A 14,997-nucleotide genomic window follows, 5' to 3' on the forward strand; every position below is an offset into this window, starting at 1 on the left:
GTCACACACAACCCTCAGCCGTAGAACTCATCCCGCTGCCGCGTCCCTCTCCGACAGCACCTGGTCTCTCACCGCCAGGCGCCGCAGCATCTCCAGGACGCGGTCGCGGGCCTCGTCCGCCGCGTCGATCGCTTCCATGCACTGCCAGTAGGTCGCTTCGTCGTCGGCCCCGCTGGCGAGGCCGACGAGGGCGATGCCGACCTCGCCGAGGAGGACGCCGAGTCGCAGGAGAGACTCGTGGGCATCGCCCAACTCGGTGAGCTGGGCGGCACGTAGATCGCCCACACCGAGCGGCGGGGCACCGAGTATGCCGCAGCCGCTGCCGGCCAACTCGGTCAACCCCAGGGCCTCGCCCCGCAGTTCGGGTGGCCCCGAGACCGCGAGGCGGCTGCCGATCGCCTGGGCGAGGGCATAGGACTGCCACGCCTCCGCCATGAGCTGAGGTCCTTCGGCGCTGCCCGCCAGAGCACGCCTGCTCGCCAAGATGAGTCGCACCGCATCCATGCGCTGCCCCCGACTGTCCCGACGCGCTCTCACACGTCCGCCCGAACTCCTGCCCGTTCATTACCCACAGTGAGGGCCGCTGAGACAGAAAGCCAGAGGAAGCCTGAAATCTGTGGATAACAAGTCGACTGTGGACAACTTTTCAACTCCGGAGAGTGACAACCGCATGGACGCGATCACCGTCCAGCGCCGTCAGGCTTCTCCGGCGCCGGAAATCTCCGTTCGTTGCGGTCGATCTTCGCATCCAGGGCTGACAGCGGATCGATGCCCAGCACCTCGCAGAGCTGGAGCAAGTAGGCGAGTACGTCGGCGACTTCGTCCGTGACGCGGTGGGCGGTCTCCGGGTCCGCCATCACGCGCGCCGACTCGCCCGGCGTCAGCCACTGGAAGATCTCGACGAGTTCGGACGCCTCGACGCTCAGCGCGGAGACCAGGTTCTTCGGCGTGTGGTACCGCTGCCAGTCCCGGGCGGCGGCGAACTCGGCGAGCCGCCGCTGCAAAGACGGTACGTCCGGGCTCGACGGGCCTTCGGCCGGCGACACCCCGGCGGATTCAGGATCTTTCACTTGTTCAGGTCTACCACCGTCACCCCGGCCACCCCGGCGACCCAGGACGCGTCGCTCACCGCGCCGACCAGCCGAATGTGCCCGCGCTCGCACATCCGGGCCGCCAGCCGCACCAACTCCAGGGCCTGCCTCGGGTCGAGAGCCCGGTCGAAGCCGTCGGCGAGGACCGTGAGCGTCTGAAGAGCCGCAGGCACCTCCGCGACCGGGTCGACCTCCAGCACCCCGGGGCCGGTGAACAGCACAAGGGCCAGCGCGAGGTACCGCAACTCCCCGTCTCCGAGCAGGCCCAGGGCCGTCCGCACCCCGTCGCCCCGGTCCAGCACCGCCCGTACCGCCCCGTCGCGCAGCGGCTCGGCCAGCAGATCGAGGACCGGTCCCACGCAGCCGTCGCGAACGGCCCCGACGAGCAGCGCGTGCCGTCGGCCGCACTCCGTCCGCGTACGCCACAGCACGTCGGCGAGGTTGTCGCAGCCCCGGAGCAGCCGTCCGGAGCCGAGCGGCACGGCGGTGCGCATCCGGCCGGGGCGCGGATCGCAGGCGTAGACCGAGCGGAGCGCGACCACCATCTGCTCGGCGGCGGCGAGGACCTGGCGCTGGCCGTCCGTCTTGCCGGCGACGCGCAGCGGGAGCAACGCGGTGCCGAGGCGGTCGTCGGGCAGGGGGCCGCGGGTGACCGGGGACGAGCCGGCCGTGTGCCAGGAGGCCTGGACGACGGGGCGGCTCGGGTCGACCAGCGCCGTCTGCAGCAGGGTCAGTCCGCCGGCCGTCAACCGCTCGCCCACGATGCGGAGTTCGGGCTCGGCCTGTACGGCGACGTCGAGGTGGACGGGTCCTTCGGGGCCGTCGGCCGTGCAGCCGATGCGGAAGCCGCGCCGCCGTTGGGCGTCGGGGCGGGCCCGTTCGGGGACGCAGCTCCGCGGGTCGGGGAAGACCTCGTCGAGGTGGGCGCCGCCGCCAAGTCTCGCCAGCGCCTCGTACGCCCGTAGCGCGGTGGTCTTGCCGCTGCCGCTGCGTCCCGCGAGGAGGGTCAGCGGCCCCAGCGGGAGGAAGGCCCCCCGGTGCCCGGCGAAGGCGGAGAGCCGCAGCTCGGTGACGCTCGGCCGCTCCGGACGCGCCCCGGCGTCCGCGCCGGGCAGCACCGGCGACAGGGATGACACGGTCATATCCGGACAGTAAGGGCCCGCACGTCAGGCGAACCGTTCCGCCCAGTGGATCTTCCTACGATCGAGGGAGCGCCCCGGCGTGACCCTGGACGCCCCGGACCGGTCGAGGGCGCCCGACCGGGCGGGAGCGCCCCGCCCCGCCGAGGGCGCCCGGGCGGGCCAAGGAGCCCTCCGCGTCGAGCGTCACACTCCGGGGACCCCGGCGCCTTCCATCAGCCCCCGCACCTCGGTTCCCCGCGGCGTGAGAAGGAACACGTTCCGGTCGACCCGGTGCATTCCGCTGGCGAGGCCGAAAACAACCCCTGTGCTGAAATCCAGCACACGCTTGGCGGTGTCGGCCTCCGCGCCCGACAGATCCAGCAGCACCGGAATGCCCGCCATCAGCGTCTCCGCCACGTCACGGGCGTCCGCGAAGACGTTGACGCGCAGCACCACGAAGCGGCGCCGGGCCTCGGTCTCGGCTTCCGGTATGGTCCGGTGGCCGACCGCGGAGGGCCAGGCGTCCCGGCCCCGCAACGGCACGACCTGGGCGAGCCCCTCCCACTGTTCGTCGGTGACATCGTGGCTGTTCACCCTGTTCACCGGCCTTCCCCCTGGCTCGCACTGAATGACTGCATCAGCCAATTCTTACGCATGGTCACCCGTTCGGCCCAACAGCGACACGGACCGCGACACCTCCTTTCGGGACAACGGCCGAAACCCGCCCTCACAGCCCCTTGCGCGGCCGTGTGTGGCGGGCGTAACGCCTCATGATCAGGTCATGTGACACAGGCGTAACGGGCAATTCGTACGATCGGGCCTGCCGGGCCGTGTCCCGGAAGCTGAGCGGAAGCCGACCGGCCGCCGTACCAAGCAGCGACCGGACGCCGCACGGACAGGCAACCGGCCGCCGTGCCGGACAGCGACCGGTGGACCGACCGCACGACCGACCGGACACCCCGGACGCCGACAGAGAGGGGCCGCCCGTGGCCGCACAGGGCCCGCAGAGCACCACTACCCAGGTGCGGACCGTGTGCTCGTACTGCGGTGTCGGCTGCGGCATGCTCCTGGACGTCGGGATGGGCCCCGACGGCCGGCGTACGGTCCTGCGGGCGACGGGCGACAAGTCCCACCCGGCGAACTTCGGCCGCCTCTGCACCAAGGGCGCGACCACGGCCGACATGCTGGCCGCGCCCGGCCGCCTCACCACCGCCCTCGTACGGGACGACCGGGGCGACGAGCCGGTCCCCGCGCCGGTCTCCGACGCGATCGCCGAGACCGCCCGGCGGCTGCGCGCGATCATCGACGAGCACGGGCCCGACGCGTTCGCCTTCTACGTCTCCGGCCAGATGAGCCTCGAAGCCCAGTACCTGGCGAACAAGCTGGCCAAGGGTTTCATCCGCACCAACCAGATCGAGTCGAACTCGCGGCTGTGCATGGCGAGCGCCGGCACGGGCTACAAGCTGTCGCTGGGCGCCGACGGGCCGCCCGGCTCGTACGAGGATCTCGACAAGGCGGACGTCTTCCTCGTCATCGGCTCGAACATGGCGGACTGCCACCCGATCCTGTTCCTGCGGATGATGGACCGGGTCAAGGCCGGCGCGAAGCTGATCGTCGTCGATCCGCGTCGCACGGCCACGGCCGAGAAGGCCGATCTGTTCCTGCAGATACGTCCGGGCACGGACCTCGCGCTGCTGAACGGGCTGCTGCATCTGCTGCACGCGAACGAGCACACCGATCCCGGCTTCATCGCCGCCCACACCGAGGGCTGGGAGGCGATGCCCGACTTCCTCGCCGAGTACGCGCCGGACACCGTCGCCGGCATCACCGGCATCCCGGCGGACGACATCCGGGAGGCCGCACGGCTGATCGGCGAGGCCGCCGAGTGGACGAGCTGCTGGACCATGGGGCTCAACCAGTCCACGCACGGCACCTGGAACACCAACGCGCTCGTCAATCTGCATCTGGCGACCGGCGCGATCTGCCGCCCGGGCAGCGGCCCGTTCTCGCTCACCGGCCAGCCCAACGCCATGGGCGGGCGCGAGATGGGTTACATGGGGCCGGGGTTGCCCGGCCAGCGGTCCGTGCTCGTGGACGAGGAGCGGGCGTTCGTCGAGGAGTTGTGGGAACTGGCCCCGGACAGCCTGCGCAAGGACGGGGTCGGCAAGGGCACCGTCGAGATGTTCCAGAAGATGGCCGACGGGGAGATCAAGGCCTGCTGGATCATCTGCACCAACCCGGTCGCCTCGGTCGCCAACCGGAAGACCGTGATCGAGGGTCTGGAGGCCGCCGAGTTCGTCGTCACGCAGGACGTCTTCGCGGACACCGAGACCAACGCGTACGCCGATGTCGTCCTGCCCGGTGCCCTGTGGACCGAGTCCGAGGGCGTCCTCATCAACAGCGAGCGCAACCTCACGCTCGCCGCCCCCGCCGCCGACCCGCCGGGCGAGGCGATGGCCGACTGGCGGATCATCGCGGCCGTCGCGCGGGAGATGGGCTTCGAGAAGGGTTTCTCGTACGACAGCGCCGAGCAGGTCTTCGAGGAGATCAAGCAGGCGTGGAACCCGAAGACCGGGTGGGATCTGCGGGGCGTGACGTACGAGCGGCTGCGGTCGGTGTCGGTGCAGTGGCCGGCGGCTTCGGAGGACGGGCCTGCGCGGAATCCGATCCGGTACGTGGTGGGGAACGGTGACACGGGTGGTGAGGCGGGCCGAGGGCTGCTCTTCCCCACCGCCAGTGGGCGGGCCGTGTTCCACGCGCGGCCGCACATGCCGGCCGCCGAGATGCCGGACGACGACTATCCGTTCGTGCTCAACACCGGGCGGCTGCAGCACCAGTGGCACACGCTGACGAAGACGGGCAAGGTCGCCAAACTCAACAGGCTGAACCCCGGGCCGTTCGTGGAGGTGCATCCGCAGGACGCGCGTGAACTGGGCGTCCAGGACGGCGACTCCGTGGAGGTCGCGTCGCGGCGGGGGCGGGCCGTGCTGCCGGCGGTGGTGTCGGACCGGGTGATGCCCGGGTGCGTGTTCGCGCCGTTCCACTGGAACGACCTGTTCGGGGAGTATCTGAGCATCAACGCGGTGACCAGCGACGCGGTGGATCCGCTGTCGTTCCAGCCGGAGTTGAAAGTGTGCGCGGTGTCGCTGGCGAAGGTGGCGGCGCCGGTCCAGGTCCAGGTCCAGGTCCAGGTACCGGTCGAGAGCAGGCCCACGGGGACGCTCGTGCCGGCGACGGTGACCGTGCCGGCGGCGGTCACTTCGGGTGCCAACCCGTTCGGCCTCGAACCCTCGCCCCCGCCCGTCCTGTCCGCCCAGGAGCGCCAGTACCTCACCGGCTTCCTCGCCGGACTCGGCTCCGGGGTGCAGGGTGTGCCGGTGCTGCCGGTGGACGCGCCGTTCAAGCCCGAGCACGCGATATGGGTGAACGGCGTGCTCGCCGGGATGTACTCGCGGTCGGCGGCTCCGAGCGCGGCGCCCGCTGTCGCCGAGCCCGCCGGGCGTGAGGTCGTGGTGCTGTGGGCTTCGCAGACCGGGACGGCGGAGGAGTTCGCGGTGGCTGCGGCCGAGCATCTGGGGACGGCGGGGCACCGCGCGACGCTCGTCGGCATGGACGAGGCCGTCCCGGACCAACTGCCGCTCGGGGCCGACCTGTTGCTGATCACCAGCACCTTCGGGGACGGCGACGCACCCGACAACGGCTCCGGGTTCTGGGACGCGCTGTCCCACCAGGAGGCCCCCCGCCTGGACGGCGTGCGCTACGCCGTGCTGGCCTTCGGCGACTCCTCCTACGACGACTTCTGCGGGCACGGCCGCCGACTGGACGCCCGGCTCGACGAGCTGGGCGCGGTGCGCCTGGCCCCGCGTACGGACTGCGAGCCGGACTACGAGCCGTCGGCGGACGCCTGGCTGGGCCAGGTCATCACCGCGCTCGGCACGGAGACGGACAGCGGCAGCGGCAGCGGCAGCGGCAGCGGCAGCGGCAGGAACGAGCACACGGACCCGGGAGCGAGGCCGCAGGCCACCACCGCCCCTCAGACCGGTACGCCCGCCTCCGCGCCCACCCCCCGTTCCGCCAAGCCCACGCCCGCCGCCGCCCGGCTGGTCGGAAACCGGCTGCTCAGCCTGCCCGGGGCCGGCAAGGAGGTGCGCAGGTTCACCTTCGACACCAGCGGGACGGCACTGTCGTACGAGGCGGGTGACGCGCTCGGCGTGCGGCCGGTCAACTCCCTTGATCTGGTGGCGGAATGGCTGGCGGTGACCGGCCTGGACGGCTCGACTCCCGTGGAGGTCAACGGCGTTGGCGAGGTTCCCTTCGCCGAGGCCCTGCACCGGCATCTCGACGTCACCCGGATCACCTCGGACGTGCTCCGCTTCGTCTCCGAACGGACCCGGGACAACCGGGAGTTGAAGAAGCTGATGCGCCCTGACAACAAGGACGGGCTGGCACAGTGGTCGTGGGGACGGCAGGCCGTCGACGTGGTCACCGAGTTCGCCGTGCGGGCCTCCGCTCAGGAGTGGACCGGCGTCTTCAAGCGGCTCCAGCCCCGGCTGTACTCCATCTCGTCGAGCCCGCTCGTCGACCCGCACCACGTCTCGCTGACGGTGTCGGTCGTGCGGTACGAGAACCTGCGCGGACGCCGGCGCGGCGGGGTCTGCTCGCCCTTCCTCGCGGACGGCGAGCCGGACCTGGAGGTGCCGGTCTTCGTCCAGCGCTCGCCGCACTTCCGGCCGCCGACCGACCCGGTGACCCCCATGATCATGGTCGGTCCCGGTACAGGCGTCGCCCCCTTCATCGGCTTCCTCCAGGAACGGCAGGCCCTCGGCCACCGGGCGCCCAACTGGCTGTTCTTCGGGGAGCAGCACCGGGCGACGGACTTCTACTACCAGGAGGAGCTGACGGCTCTTCAGGAGTCGGGCGTGCTCAGCCGGTTGGACACCGCGTTCTCCCGTGACCAGCGCACCAAGGTCTATGTCCAGGACCGTATGCGCGAGCACGGACCGGAGCTGTGGCACTGGCTCCGGGACGGCGCCCGCTTCTACGTCTGCGGCGACGCCTCCCGCATGGCGAAGGACGTCGACCAGGCCCTGCGGGACATCGCGGTCACGCACGGCGGGATGACCGAGGGCGAGGCCGCCGCGTATGTGAAGCAGCTGGCGACGGAGAAGCGGTACGTACGGGACGTGTACTGAGCCGTTGCCTCCGGCTACTGAACCGTTGTCTCCGGCGCTTCGTCGTTTCTCCGGCGCTTCGCCCGGTCACCTCTCCGGCGCTTCGCCGGACGTGGGGGCCTCGGCCACGACCGCCAGGTCGTCCTCCGGCGCGAGCAGGGCGGCCAGGGCGCTTCCGAGGAGGTCCTCGTCGTCGGCGATGAGGAGCCGGATCATCGCGCCGCTCCCTTCGCGTGACCGGCGTGATCGAGGGCCTTCGATGATGGCGGCCGGCACCGACCACGTCCCTGTTCGCACCGACTGACCCTTCAGCGGCGCCGTCTTCCCCGCCGCCGGCGACCCGGCACCCCAACTCGACGAGACGTCCACGCCGAACGAGCGGATACGGGGCGAACGGTCCAACGCGCTGGAGCAGTTCCCGGCACTGGCCGAGCGGATCGGGGCCTGAACCCACCGGAAACCCACCGGAAACCCTCCGGAAGCCCCTCCGGCAGCCCCTCCGGAAGACGACTTTGCCATCTCTTTACAACGCGTCCCACCGCTGTCTCGTCTCTCCGCTCGATACGTGATGCCGCCGCGAGCCCGGGCAACCGGACGGGCGGCCCGCGAAGCCGTCGGCCCCGTCGAACCAGAGGGGGCCGACGGCCCGAGGAACCCGACGAGAGAGAGCGACTCATGCGCCGAACCGTCCTCAGTGCCACGGCACTCGCCTTCACCGCCGTGCTGGCGATCGCGCTCCCCGCGTTCGCCGACGGCACGAGCCCGACTCCCGTACCGCAGGAGGCCTCCACGGCCCCGAGCCCGGTCTCGTCCGACCCGGCCGCCGAGCCTCCGGCCGAGGCCGAACCCACCAAGGCCCCGGACAACGGCGACGCGACCCCGGTGCCGAGCCAGGTCTCCGTCGTCCCCGGCGGCGCGCCTGACACTGGTGCGGTGTCGGAGTCGGAGGGGTCCGGCAGCGCGGGCGTACTGGCCGGCACGGGCGCCACCGCGGTACTCCTCGGCGGCGGCGCGGCCGTCGTTCTCGTACGCCGCCGACGGGCGAACAGGGCGTGACCTTGTTCTCCAGGCGCGCCTTCGCCACCGCGGCGACGGCCTCGCTGCTCGTGAGCTGCGACGGCCGACGAACCGACAACGCCACGACCGCACCCTCCGCGGGCGACACATCCCCACGCCCGTCCTCGCCGTCCTCGCCGTCCTCGCCGTCCGCGCCGTCCACCACCGGCGCCGCGCGCCCCCTCGGCCGCTCGGTCCCGGTCAGACTGCTGATACCGGCCATCGAGGTCGATACCCCGGTCATCCGGCTGGGGTTGGCCCCGGACAACACCGTGGAGGTGCCGCCGATCACGGCGCACGACCGGGCGGGCTGGTACCAGCACTCACCGACACCGGGGCAGACCGGCCCGTCGGTGATCCTGGGCCATGTCACGGTCGGTGCCTACGGGGACGGGGTCTTCCACGATCTCGCCCGGCTGCGGCGGGGCGAGCGGATCGAGGCGCGCCTGGAGAACGGCACGGCACCGGAGTTCACCGTCGACTCCGTACGGACGGTCGCCAAGGCCGACTTCCCCGCGGACGAGGTCTACGGCAACGTGGACCGTCCCGCTCTGCGCCTCATCACCTGCGGCGGCCCCCGCACGGGGGACGAGTATCGCGACAACGTGATCGTCTTCGCCACGCTGAGCCCCACGGACCGGTGACACCTGGCCCGGTACCCCACAGCCCACCATTCAACCCACCATTCAACCCACCACGCGAACCGCCAACCGCCCGCCCCCCACTGCCACTTGTCGCACCATCACGACCATGGAGAGCGTTGAAACGGTCCCGTGAGAAGGCCGCGTCCGAACTGTTCGCCGCCCTCTACCCGCGCCTCGCCGGCTGGTGCCGCCGACTGGTCGACGACGACGAGACGGCCCATGAGATCGCGTCGGAGGCGTTCACGCGGCTCTGGGCCCGCTGGACGTCCGTGGCGGAGCCGCACGGTTTCCTCTACGTCACCGCGGCCAACCTCGTCCGGGACCACTGGCGCAAGCTCGAACGCGAACGCAGGGCGATGCACCGGGCCACCGCCGAAGCCGCGGTGCTCCCGCAGTCCGACCACGCCGAGCAGTCCGACCCCTCGGTCCGGCTGCTCGTGCAGTCGCTGCCGGAACGGCTGCGTGTGCCGATCCTGCTGCACTACTACGCTGACATGCCGATCCGGGAGGTGTCCGCGCTGACCGGACGCAAGGAAGGAACCGTCAAGGCCGACCTCCACGCGGCCCGCGAACTGCTCCGCGCCCACCTGAGGAGAAGCCTTGATCACACGCCCTGACGAGGGCCCGGACTTCGAGCCCGACGACCCGCTCACCGTCATCCTGCGTCCCCCGGCCGACCGCCTCGGCCCACCCCCCGGCCGCTACGAGACGATCCGCCGCACCGCAGCGCGCCGCCGCCTCGTCCGAGCCGCGGCCGGCGCCGCCGCGACCTGCGCGGCCGTCGCCCTCATCGCCCTCCCCCTGCACCTCGCCAGGAACGACGCCCCTGCCTCCCCCTCGGTCCCCCTGGCCCCGCCCCCCGCGGCCAGCCCCTCCCCCACGCCGCCGACCCCCGGCACCCCCGGGACCCCCGGCACCGTTCCGCCCACCGAAGAACCCACCGAACAACCCACCGAACAACCCCCGAGCCCCGTCCCCTCGGCCCCGCCTGCCAAGTCCGGTGCCCAGACCACTACGCCTTCGGCGACCCCGACCCCGGCCGCCGAACCCTCGGCCCTGCGCAACTCGCCCGACGAGAACTGAGCCACCGTCGCGAAACGCACCGCGCGCGGCAGCCCGCCCCCTCCGCGGCCGACAGGATCAGTTCTGTTCGCCACCGGCCGTGACGGACTTGATGACAGCGGCGGTGAACTCGGTGGTGGAGGCGGATCCGCCGAGGTCGCGTGTCGAGATGCCGGAGGTGATCGCCTCGGCGACCCCCCGCTCGATGGTCTGCGCGGTGGCGGCGAGGGCGGGGTCGCCATGGCGCGCGGCGAGCCACTCGACGAGCATGGCGCCCGAGAGGATCATGGCGACCGGGTTGGCGATGTTCCGCCCGGCGATGTCAGGGGCGGACCCGTGCGAGGCCTGGGCCATGGCAGTGTCGGCGGAGGCGTTGATCGAGGGCGCGGTGCCGAGCGAGCCACTGATCTCACCGGCGAGGTCGGAAGGATGTCGCCGAACATAGAGGCCGAAGCGGTTCAGGGGTTCGACGTCGGCTCGACCGGTCTACGTCGACGCACGCTGCGAACGGTCACCGGCTCGCTCGCCCCCGGCGCAGTCCGCCTGGATGCGGGCGTGGACCGCGGCGAGGCCGCGATGCGGCGTACGGGTGCGGACACCGTCGACGCGGAAGCCTGGCGGCCGTGGCGCACCTACGCGATGCACCACTTCCGGTACGCCGCCGACCGGTCCCGTACACCGCAGCGTGACGTCCGAATCCCGCCAGCAACCTCTACCGCGGCGCACCAGGGTGAGAGGTGCGACGAGAAGTGACGAGAAGGAGGCGACCATGACTGTCTGGTCGACCATCGCCAGCCCGCTGGGCGACCTGCTGCTGGTGGGCGAGAAGGAAACCGACGACGGGGTCACGCTGACCTCGCTGTCCATGCCCGGCCGGCGCAACCCACCTGCCGTACGTGCCGACTGGGTGCACGACCCCGAGCCGTTCGCGGACGTCGTCGGCCAGCTGGCCGCGTACTTCGCGGGGGAACTCACGCGGTTCCACATCCGGTTCACCCCGGCCGGCACGGACTTCCAGCGGCGCGTGTGGCGTGCCCTGGAGGAGATCCCCTTCGGCACGTCGACCACCTACGGCGCCCTCGCCGAACAGCTCGGCGTCCCCCGTCACGGTGTCCAAGCCCTGGGCGCGGCGATCGGAGCGAACCCGCTGCTGCTGGTGCGGCCGTGCCATCGCGTGATCGGCGCTGACGGCACCATGCGCGGCTACGCCGCCGGCGTCGAACGCAAGGTGCGTCTGCTGACCCACGAAGGCGTGCTCCAGCCCACGCTCATGTGAACCAGGGCCCGGACCCGGGCCCGGAGCACACCTTCATTATCCAAGGAGTTCCTCATGACGATCAATACGACCGATCGCATCGGCGACCGTGTCGCAGCCGGGAACTGGGGAGCGCTGACCGACGACCTGAACGAGTACGGCAGCGCACTCACCCATCGGCTCCTCACCCTCGGGGAATGCCGTGCGATCTCCGCGCTGTACGACGAATCCGAACGCTTCCGCGCCACGATCGACATGGCCCGATACCGCTTCGGCAGCGGCCAGTACCGCTACTTCACCCACCAACTTCCGGGCGTGGTAGGTGAGTTGCGGGAGGCCTTCTATCCACGGCTGCTGCCCGTCGCACGGGACTGGGCCGAGAAGCTGGGGCAGCCCGCTCCCTGGCCCGACAGCCTCGAGGAGTGGCTGGAGATGTGTCATCGGGCCGGGCAGACCAAATCCGCTCAGATCCTGCTGCGTTACGGCACGGGCGACTGGAACGCCCTGCACCGCGACGTGTTCGGCGAGATGGTCTTCCCGCTCCAGGTCGTCATCGGACTCGACGCCCCCGGAACGGACTTCACCGGGGGCGAGTTCGTCATGACCGAGCAACGCCCCCGTGCCCAGTCCCGCGGAACGTCCACCACGCTGCCCCAGGGCCATGGGCTGGTCTTCACAACCCGCCACCGGCCCATCGCCTCCAGACGCGGCTGGTCCACCGGCCCGATGCGCCACGGCGTCAGCACCGTCCGCTCAGGGCAACGGCACACCCTGGGCCTGGTCTTCCACGACGCGGCATGACCACCGACGCGACGCGACGCGCGCAGCGCACGTACACGCTGATCGGCGCGGACGGTAAGCCGTATCGGAGCGACACCCCGGGCACACTGGGCGGGCACCGGCGCGCGCGGCTGTACGGGCGTCTGGACTGTGCCTCGGCGCTACGGACCCTCAGCCGCGGTCACTACGCGGCCCACCGGGTGTTCTTCCCGGACGAGGCCGCCGCGGCCGCCGCCGGCTACCGGCCCTGCGCCAGATGCCTCCCGGAGGCGTACGCCCGCTGGAAAGCCGGCGCACGCGCCACCGGGGCCGGCGGGGAGAGGGTCACCGAGTCATGAGCGGCCCCGATGCGGAGCCGGAGACCCGCTCGCCCCTGGTCTCAACCGAGGACCTGGCGCGATACGGCGTCCTGCCGCCGCCCGCTCCTCCCACCGGGCGCGAACTCGACGTGCTTCTCGCCATGCTGACGAACCGTCGGCCCAGGGTGGGGACGATCGTCGTCGGCCACAGCCGTGACGAGGTGTGCCGTGCCGCCGCGGAAGCCTTCGCCGCCGCCTGGCAGGCCCGCGACGGCACGGTCCTCACCACGGTGCACTGGCCCGAGACGGCCGCATCCTGGCTGCGCCCCGCGATCCGGCTGACGGCCGAGGAACCCGACGCCTGGGTGATCGCCGCGACCGTGCCCGGATTCGCCCAACTGGCCCGGCGGCTGCGCCACTCCACCGACTGGGATCCGGGCCGGACCTATGCCTTCGCCGCCCTCCGGGATTCCCGCCTCCCGGCACTCGCCGGGCCGCAGGCCGTGCACGGCCTGCGTGGTGCGACCGCCGACGGCGGCACCTGGCAGGTGCACCACGCCTGGGTCACCTCCCATCCACCCACGTGACCGCTCCGGCTCCCGGGGCAGGACCGGGGCAGCGCGCGACGGTCGGTGGACACGTCGGCGAGTTCCCGGTTCACTCGCCGCAGCCCACGGACGACGGCGACCTCGTTCTCGACCACGCTGTACATGCAGAAGGTGCTCGACTTCCCCGCCTTCACCACGGATTTGATCATCGGCCTTCCCGGGCTGCTGACCGTGCTCGGCGGCACCATCGCGCCGCGCCTGCTGGGCAGGATCGGGGCGCCGGCCGTGCTGTCCCTGTCCCTCGTGGTCCAGTGCGTGGGATACGGAGTGCTGCTCCTGCTCGGCGAGAGCTCCTCCACGGGCGTGGTTCCTCGTCCTCCTCGCCCTGGCGGTGGGCTTCTTCGCCACCACGGCCGCCGTCGGCAGCACCAGCCCGCCGACCGTCTCCGTACGCAGGGCCCGGGCCACCCGCACCCGCTCCGGCCAGGGCAGCAGGCCGACCAACACAGAACGCTCACGCTTGTATGCGCCCTGAGCATTGCGGCGTACGGCGACCCGCCGTGATCGTTGTCATGGCCGACGTCCCAACCGGGAGCGCTGCGAGGCCGCGAGAACTCGAACAGTAGGGCGGAGGCTGTTGTCTTTCACCTTGCTGTGGGCAAGGTCAGGGCCGCACTACGAACTGGAGATGGGTTTCGTCGGCCAGTCCAGCAGTCGGGCGCCGATCACCGCGGTCTGGAGGGTATAGCGGTGGACGGGTTCGGAAGGGTCGGCACCGGTGAGCTTGTGGATGCGTTCCAGGCGGTAGGTGAAGGCGCGCACGCTCAGCGAGAGCCGCCGGGCCGCCTCCGCGGACACACAGCCGGAGTCGAAATAGGCGGTGAGGGTGTCGAGGAGCGGCTGCGGGCCGCCGCGGGCGCCGCGCAGCGGGCCGAGAGTGTTTTCGACCAGGTCGGCCATGGCCTGCCGGTCGCGGGTGAGGACGGGGTAGACGAGGAGGTCGGCGGCGTGCAGCATGGGTTCGTCGAGTTCGAGGCGCTCGCCCAGGTCAAGGGCGTTCAGCGCCTCCTCGTAGGACTGGACGACACCGGCGGCGCCGGGTTGCGGACGGCCGATTCCCACCTGGCCACCGCCGGTGGCGGCGAACGCCTGCTTGGCGAAGTGGGCGAGCACCTCGCTCTGGTCTCCCGGGGCAATGCACACCAGCCGGCCGTCCTTGGTGGTGAGCAGGGTGCTGCGGTCGCCGAACCGGCCGATCAGCGCACGCTCCACCGCACGGAGAACCGTGTCTCCCTCTTCGTACGCGACCGGGCCGCGCGCCACGGCGACCGCGTGCTCGTACGACAGCCGCAGCCCGTACCGTTCCGCCCGCTGAGCCAGCCGGCCCAAATCGCTGCGGCCGTACAGCAGGTCGTCGATGAACTCGCGGCGGGCAGCTTCCTCCTGGCGTACGGCGAGCCGCTGTGCCCGTTCGTAGCCTTCGGCGAACGCGTCGACGGCCTGTGCCGCGGCGCCCAGCGCGTCGTCCACGGAAACACTTTCCCCGGTCGGCCAGTGCGCCCGAGTGGCTGCCCAGTGGGCGCCGACCAGGGCGCGCAGTCCGAGGCCGGCCTCTGCCGCCCGCTCACCCAGCGCACGGCGCGAAGCAAGTTCGTCCCGGCTCAGTCGGCGACCGGTCGCCGAGGCGTCCGCGAGGACGCGGGCGTACCCCTCCAGGTACGCCCCGTACTCTTCGGACACGTCCCGCCCCGCCATGTGGGTCCCCCCGAAGTCGATGCGCTGTTGACGTCTTTCTAGCGCATGGCCGCGGGAATGACCCGGTCGAGACCGGGTGGTTGCATGTCTCCGACAGTTGTCAGAGGCGCTGACATGCCATGGGGGGTGTCCACGCCCTCGCGGTGAGGGCCCTGCGCACCGATCCCCTGGCAAGGTGTCACCGCCGCGCCGCGGGCAGAGGCTCCGGCTGGTCA

The 14,997-nt window shown here is 71.6% G+C and carries 18 protein-coding genes; 11 read left to right on the forward strand and 7 right to left on the reverse strand.

What is annotated here, in order from left to right; all coding sequences use genetic code 11:
- Nucleotides 1-27: 27 nt before the first annotated feature.
- From ACFU53_RS26700 to ACFU53_RS26715, 4 genes are all read right to left on the reverse strand, one after another.
- Complete coding sequence (locus tag ACFU53_RS26700) at nucleotides 28-504, reverse strand: DUF6099 family protein (RefSeq protein WP_383997365.1); 477 nt, start codon at nucleotides 502-504, stop codon at nucleotides 28-30.
- Between the two features lie 176 nt (nucleotides 505-680).
- Nucleotides 681-1,070, reverse strand: a complete 390-nt coding sequence (locus ACFU53_RS26705; RefSeq protein WP_383997368.1) for a nucleotide pyrophosphohydrolase — start codon at nucleotides 1,068-1,070, stop codon at nucleotides 681-683.
- A complete protein-coding gene (locus tag ACFU53_RS26710) occupies nucleotides 1,067-2,233 on the reverse strand; it encodes an ATP-binding protein (RefSeq protein ID WP_383997371.1) in 1,167 nt (388 codons plus the stop codon). The genes ACFU53_RS26705 and ACFU53_RS26710 overlap by 4 nt, the downstream gene beginning before the upstream one ends.
- Before the next feature lie 183 nt (nucleotides 2,234-2,416).
- Nucleotides 2,417-2,806, reverse strand: coding sequence for a cell division protein SepF (locus ACFU53_RS26715; protein WP_013000139.1), 390 nt, complete (start codon nucleotides 2,804-2,806; stop codon nucleotides 2,417-2,419).
- A 392-nt stretch (nucleotides 2,807-3,198) separates the two neighbouring features.
- On the opposite strand from ACFU53_RS26715, the gene ACFU53_RS26720 reads away from it, so the two are divergent.
- Entirely contained in the window at nucleotides 3,199-7,404 is a 4,206-nt protein-coding gene (locus ACFU53_RS26720) for a molybdopterin-dependent oxidoreductase (protein WP_383997374.1), read from the forward strand.
- A gap of 66 nt (nucleotides 7,405-7,470) precedes the next feature.
- Here ACFU53_RS26720 and ACFU53_RS26725 read toward each other — a convergent pair whose 3' ends face one another.
- Nucleotides 7,471-7,599, reverse strand: a complete 129-nt coding sequence (locus ACFU53_RS26725) for a hypothetical protein (RefSeq protein ID WP_383997377.1) — start codon at nucleotides 7,597-7,599, stop codon at nucleotides 7,471-7,473.
- A gap of 459 nt (nucleotides 7,600-8,058) precedes the next feature.
- Here ACFU53_RS26725 and ACFU53_RS26730 point away from each other — a divergent pair, with 459 nt between their 5' ends.
- From ACFU53_RS26730 to ACFU53_RS26745, 4 genes are all read left to right on the forward strand, one after another.
- The gene (locus tag ACFU53_RS26730) at nucleotides 8,059-8,439 is read left to right on the forward strand and encodes a sortase-dependent protein (RefSeq protein WP_383997380.1); all 381 of its coding nucleotides are present in this window, start codon (nucleotides 8,059-8,061) and stop codon (nucleotides 8,437-8,439) included.
- On the forward strand, nucleotides 8,436-9,083 hold the full coding sequence (locus ACFU53_RS26735) for a class F sortase (RefSeq protein WP_383997382.1): 648 nt from the start codon (nucleotides 8,436-8,438) through the stop codon (nucleotides 9,081-9,083). Before ACFU53_RS26730 ends, ACFU53_RS26735 begins: the two co-directional genes overlap by 4 nt.
- 116 nt (nucleotides 9,084-9,199) lie before the next feature.
- Nucleotides 9,200-9,700, forward strand: coding sequence for an RNA polymerase sigma factor (locus ACFU53_RS26740; RefSeq protein ID WP_383997385.1), 501 nt, complete (start codon nucleotides 9,200-9,202; stop codon nucleotides 9,698-9,700).
- Nucleotides 9,684-10,166, forward strand: coding sequence for a hypothetical protein (locus ACFU53_RS26745; RefSeq protein WP_383997387.1), 483 nt, complete (start codon nucleotides 9,684-9,686; stop codon nucleotides 10,164-10,166). Before ACFU53_RS26740 ends, ACFU53_RS26745 begins: the two co-directional genes overlap by 17 nt.
- Before the next feature lie 57 nt (nucleotides 10,167-10,223).
- Here the strand turns inward: ACFU53_RS26745 and ACFU53_RS26750 are convergent, their stop codons facing one another.
- Nucleotides 10,224-10,607: an isocitrate/isopropylmalate family dehydrogenase gene (locus tag ACFU53_RS26750; RefSeq protein ID WP_383997434.1), complete on the reverse strand. Its 384-nt coding sequence runs from the start codon at nucleotides 10,605-10,607 to the stop codon at nucleotides 10,224-10,226.
- On the opposite strand from ACFU53_RS26750, the gene ACFU53_RS26755 reads away from it, so the two are divergent.
- The 6 genes from ACFU53_RS26755 (at nucleotide 10,575) to ACFU53_RS26780 (ending at nucleotide 13,591) form a co-directional block, all read left to right on the forward strand.
- Nucleotides 10,575-10,898, forward strand: a complete 324-nt coding sequence (locus tag ACFU53_RS26755) for a hypothetical protein (RefSeq protein ID WP_383997390.1) — start codon at nucleotides 10,575-10,577, stop codon at nucleotides 10,896-10,898. The two genes, ACFU53_RS26750 and ACFU53_RS26755, sit on opposite strands and share 33 nt — an antisense overlap.
- 16 nt (nucleotides 10,899-10,914) lie before the next feature.
- Nucleotides 10,915-11,421 (forward strand): methylated-DNA--[protein]-cysteine S-methyltransferase, encoded by a 507-nt coding sequence (locus ACFU53_RS26760; protein WP_383997393.1) that lies wholly within the window; start codon nucleotides 10,915-10,917, stop codon nucleotides 11,419-11,421.
- A 54-nt stretch (nucleotides 11,422-11,475) separates the two neighbouring features.
- On the forward strand, nucleotides 11,476-12,201 hold the full coding sequence (locus tag ACFU53_RS26765) for a 2OG-Fe(II) oxygenase (RefSeq protein WP_383997395.1): 726 nt from the start codon (nucleotides 11,476-11,478) through the stop codon (nucleotides 12,199-12,201).
- Nucleotides 12,198-12,518, forward strand: a complete 321-nt coding sequence (locus ACFU53_RS26770) for an Ada metal-binding domain-containing protein (RefSeq protein WP_383997398.1) — start codon at nucleotides 12,198-12,200, stop codon at nucleotides 12,516-12,518. The genes ACFU53_RS26765 and ACFU53_RS26770 overlap by 4 nt, the downstream gene beginning before the upstream one ends.
- Nucleotides 12,515-13,066 (forward strand): hypothetical protein, encoded by a 552-nt coding sequence (locus ACFU53_RS26775; RefSeq protein WP_383997400.1) that lies wholly within the window; start codon nucleotides 12,515-12,517, stop codon nucleotides 13,064-13,066. Before ACFU53_RS26770 ends, ACFU53_RS26775 begins: the two co-directional genes overlap by 4 nt.
- Before the next feature lie 123 nt (nucleotides 13,067-13,189).
- Nucleotides 13,190-13,591, forward strand: coding sequence for a hypothetical protein (locus tag ACFU53_RS26780; RefSeq protein ID WP_383997403.1), 402 nt, complete (start codon nucleotides 13,190-13,192; stop codon nucleotides 13,589-13,591).
- 111 nt (nucleotides 13,592-13,702) lie between these two features.
- Here the strand turns inward: ACFU53_RS26780 and ACFU53_RS26785 are convergent, their stop codons facing one another.
- Nucleotides 13,703-14,782, reverse strand: coding sequence for a PucR family transcriptional regulator (locus tag ACFU53_RS26785; protein WP_383997406.1), 1,080 nt, complete (start codon nucleotides 14,780-14,782; stop codon nucleotides 13,703-13,705).
- Nucleotides 14,783-14,997 lie beyond the last annotated feature (215 nt).

Origin of the sequence: Streptomyces sp. NPDC057474, assembly GCF_042802555.1 — a bacterium.
GTDB lineage: Bacteria > Actinomycetota > Actinomycetes > Streptomycetales > Streptomycetaceae > Streptomyces.

Excerpts from the sequence above, each read along its gene's own strand:
- ACFU53_RS26780 (WP_383997403.1), top strand. The coding sequence starts at position 13,190 with ATGCAGAAGGTGCTCGACTTCCCCGCCTTCACCACGGATTTGATCATC.
- ACFU53_RS26775 (WP_383997400.1), top strand. The coding sequence starts at position 12,515 with ATGAGCGGCCCCGATGCGGAGCCGGAGACCCGCTCGCCCCTGGTCTCA.
- ACFU53_RS26710 (WP_383997371.1), bottom strand. The coding sequence starts at position 2,233 with ATGACCGTGTCATCCCTGTCGCCGGTGCTGCCCGGCGCGGACGCCGGG.
- ACFU53_RS26760 (WP_383997393.1), top strand. The coding sequence starts at position 10,915 with ATGACTGTCTGGTCGACCATCGCCAGCCCGCTGGGCGACCTGCTGCTG.
- ACFU53_RS26700 (WP_383997365.1), bottom strand. The coding sequence starts at position 504 with ATGGATGCGGTGCGACTCATCTTGGCGAGCAGGCGTGCTCTGGCGGGC.
- ACFU53_RS26770 (WP_383997398.1), top strand. The coding sequence starts at position 12,198 with ATGACCACCGACGCGACGCGACGCGCGCAGCGCACGTACACGCTGATC.
- ACFU53_RS26730 (WP_383997380.1), top strand. The coding sequence starts at position 8,059 with ATGCGCCGAACCGTCCTCAGTGCCACGGCACTCGCCTTCACCGCCGTG.
- ACFU53_RS26725 (WP_383997377.1), bottom strand. The coding sequence starts at position 7,599 with ATGATCCGGCTCCTCATCGCCGACGACGAGGACCTCCTCGGAAGCGCC.
- ACFU53_RS26755 (WP_383997390.1), top strand. The coding sequence starts at position 10,575 with ATGTCGCCGAACATAGAGGCCGAAGCGGTTCAGGGGTTCGACGTCGGC.
- ACFU53_RS26765 (WP_383997395.1), top strand. The coding sequence starts at position 11,476 with ATGACGATCAATACGACCGATCGCATCGGCGACCGTGTCGCAGCCGGG.
- ACFU53_RS26785 (WP_383997406.1), bottom strand. The coding sequence starts at position 14,782 with ATGGCGGGGCGGGACGTGTCCGAAGAGTACGGGGCGTACCTGGAGGGG.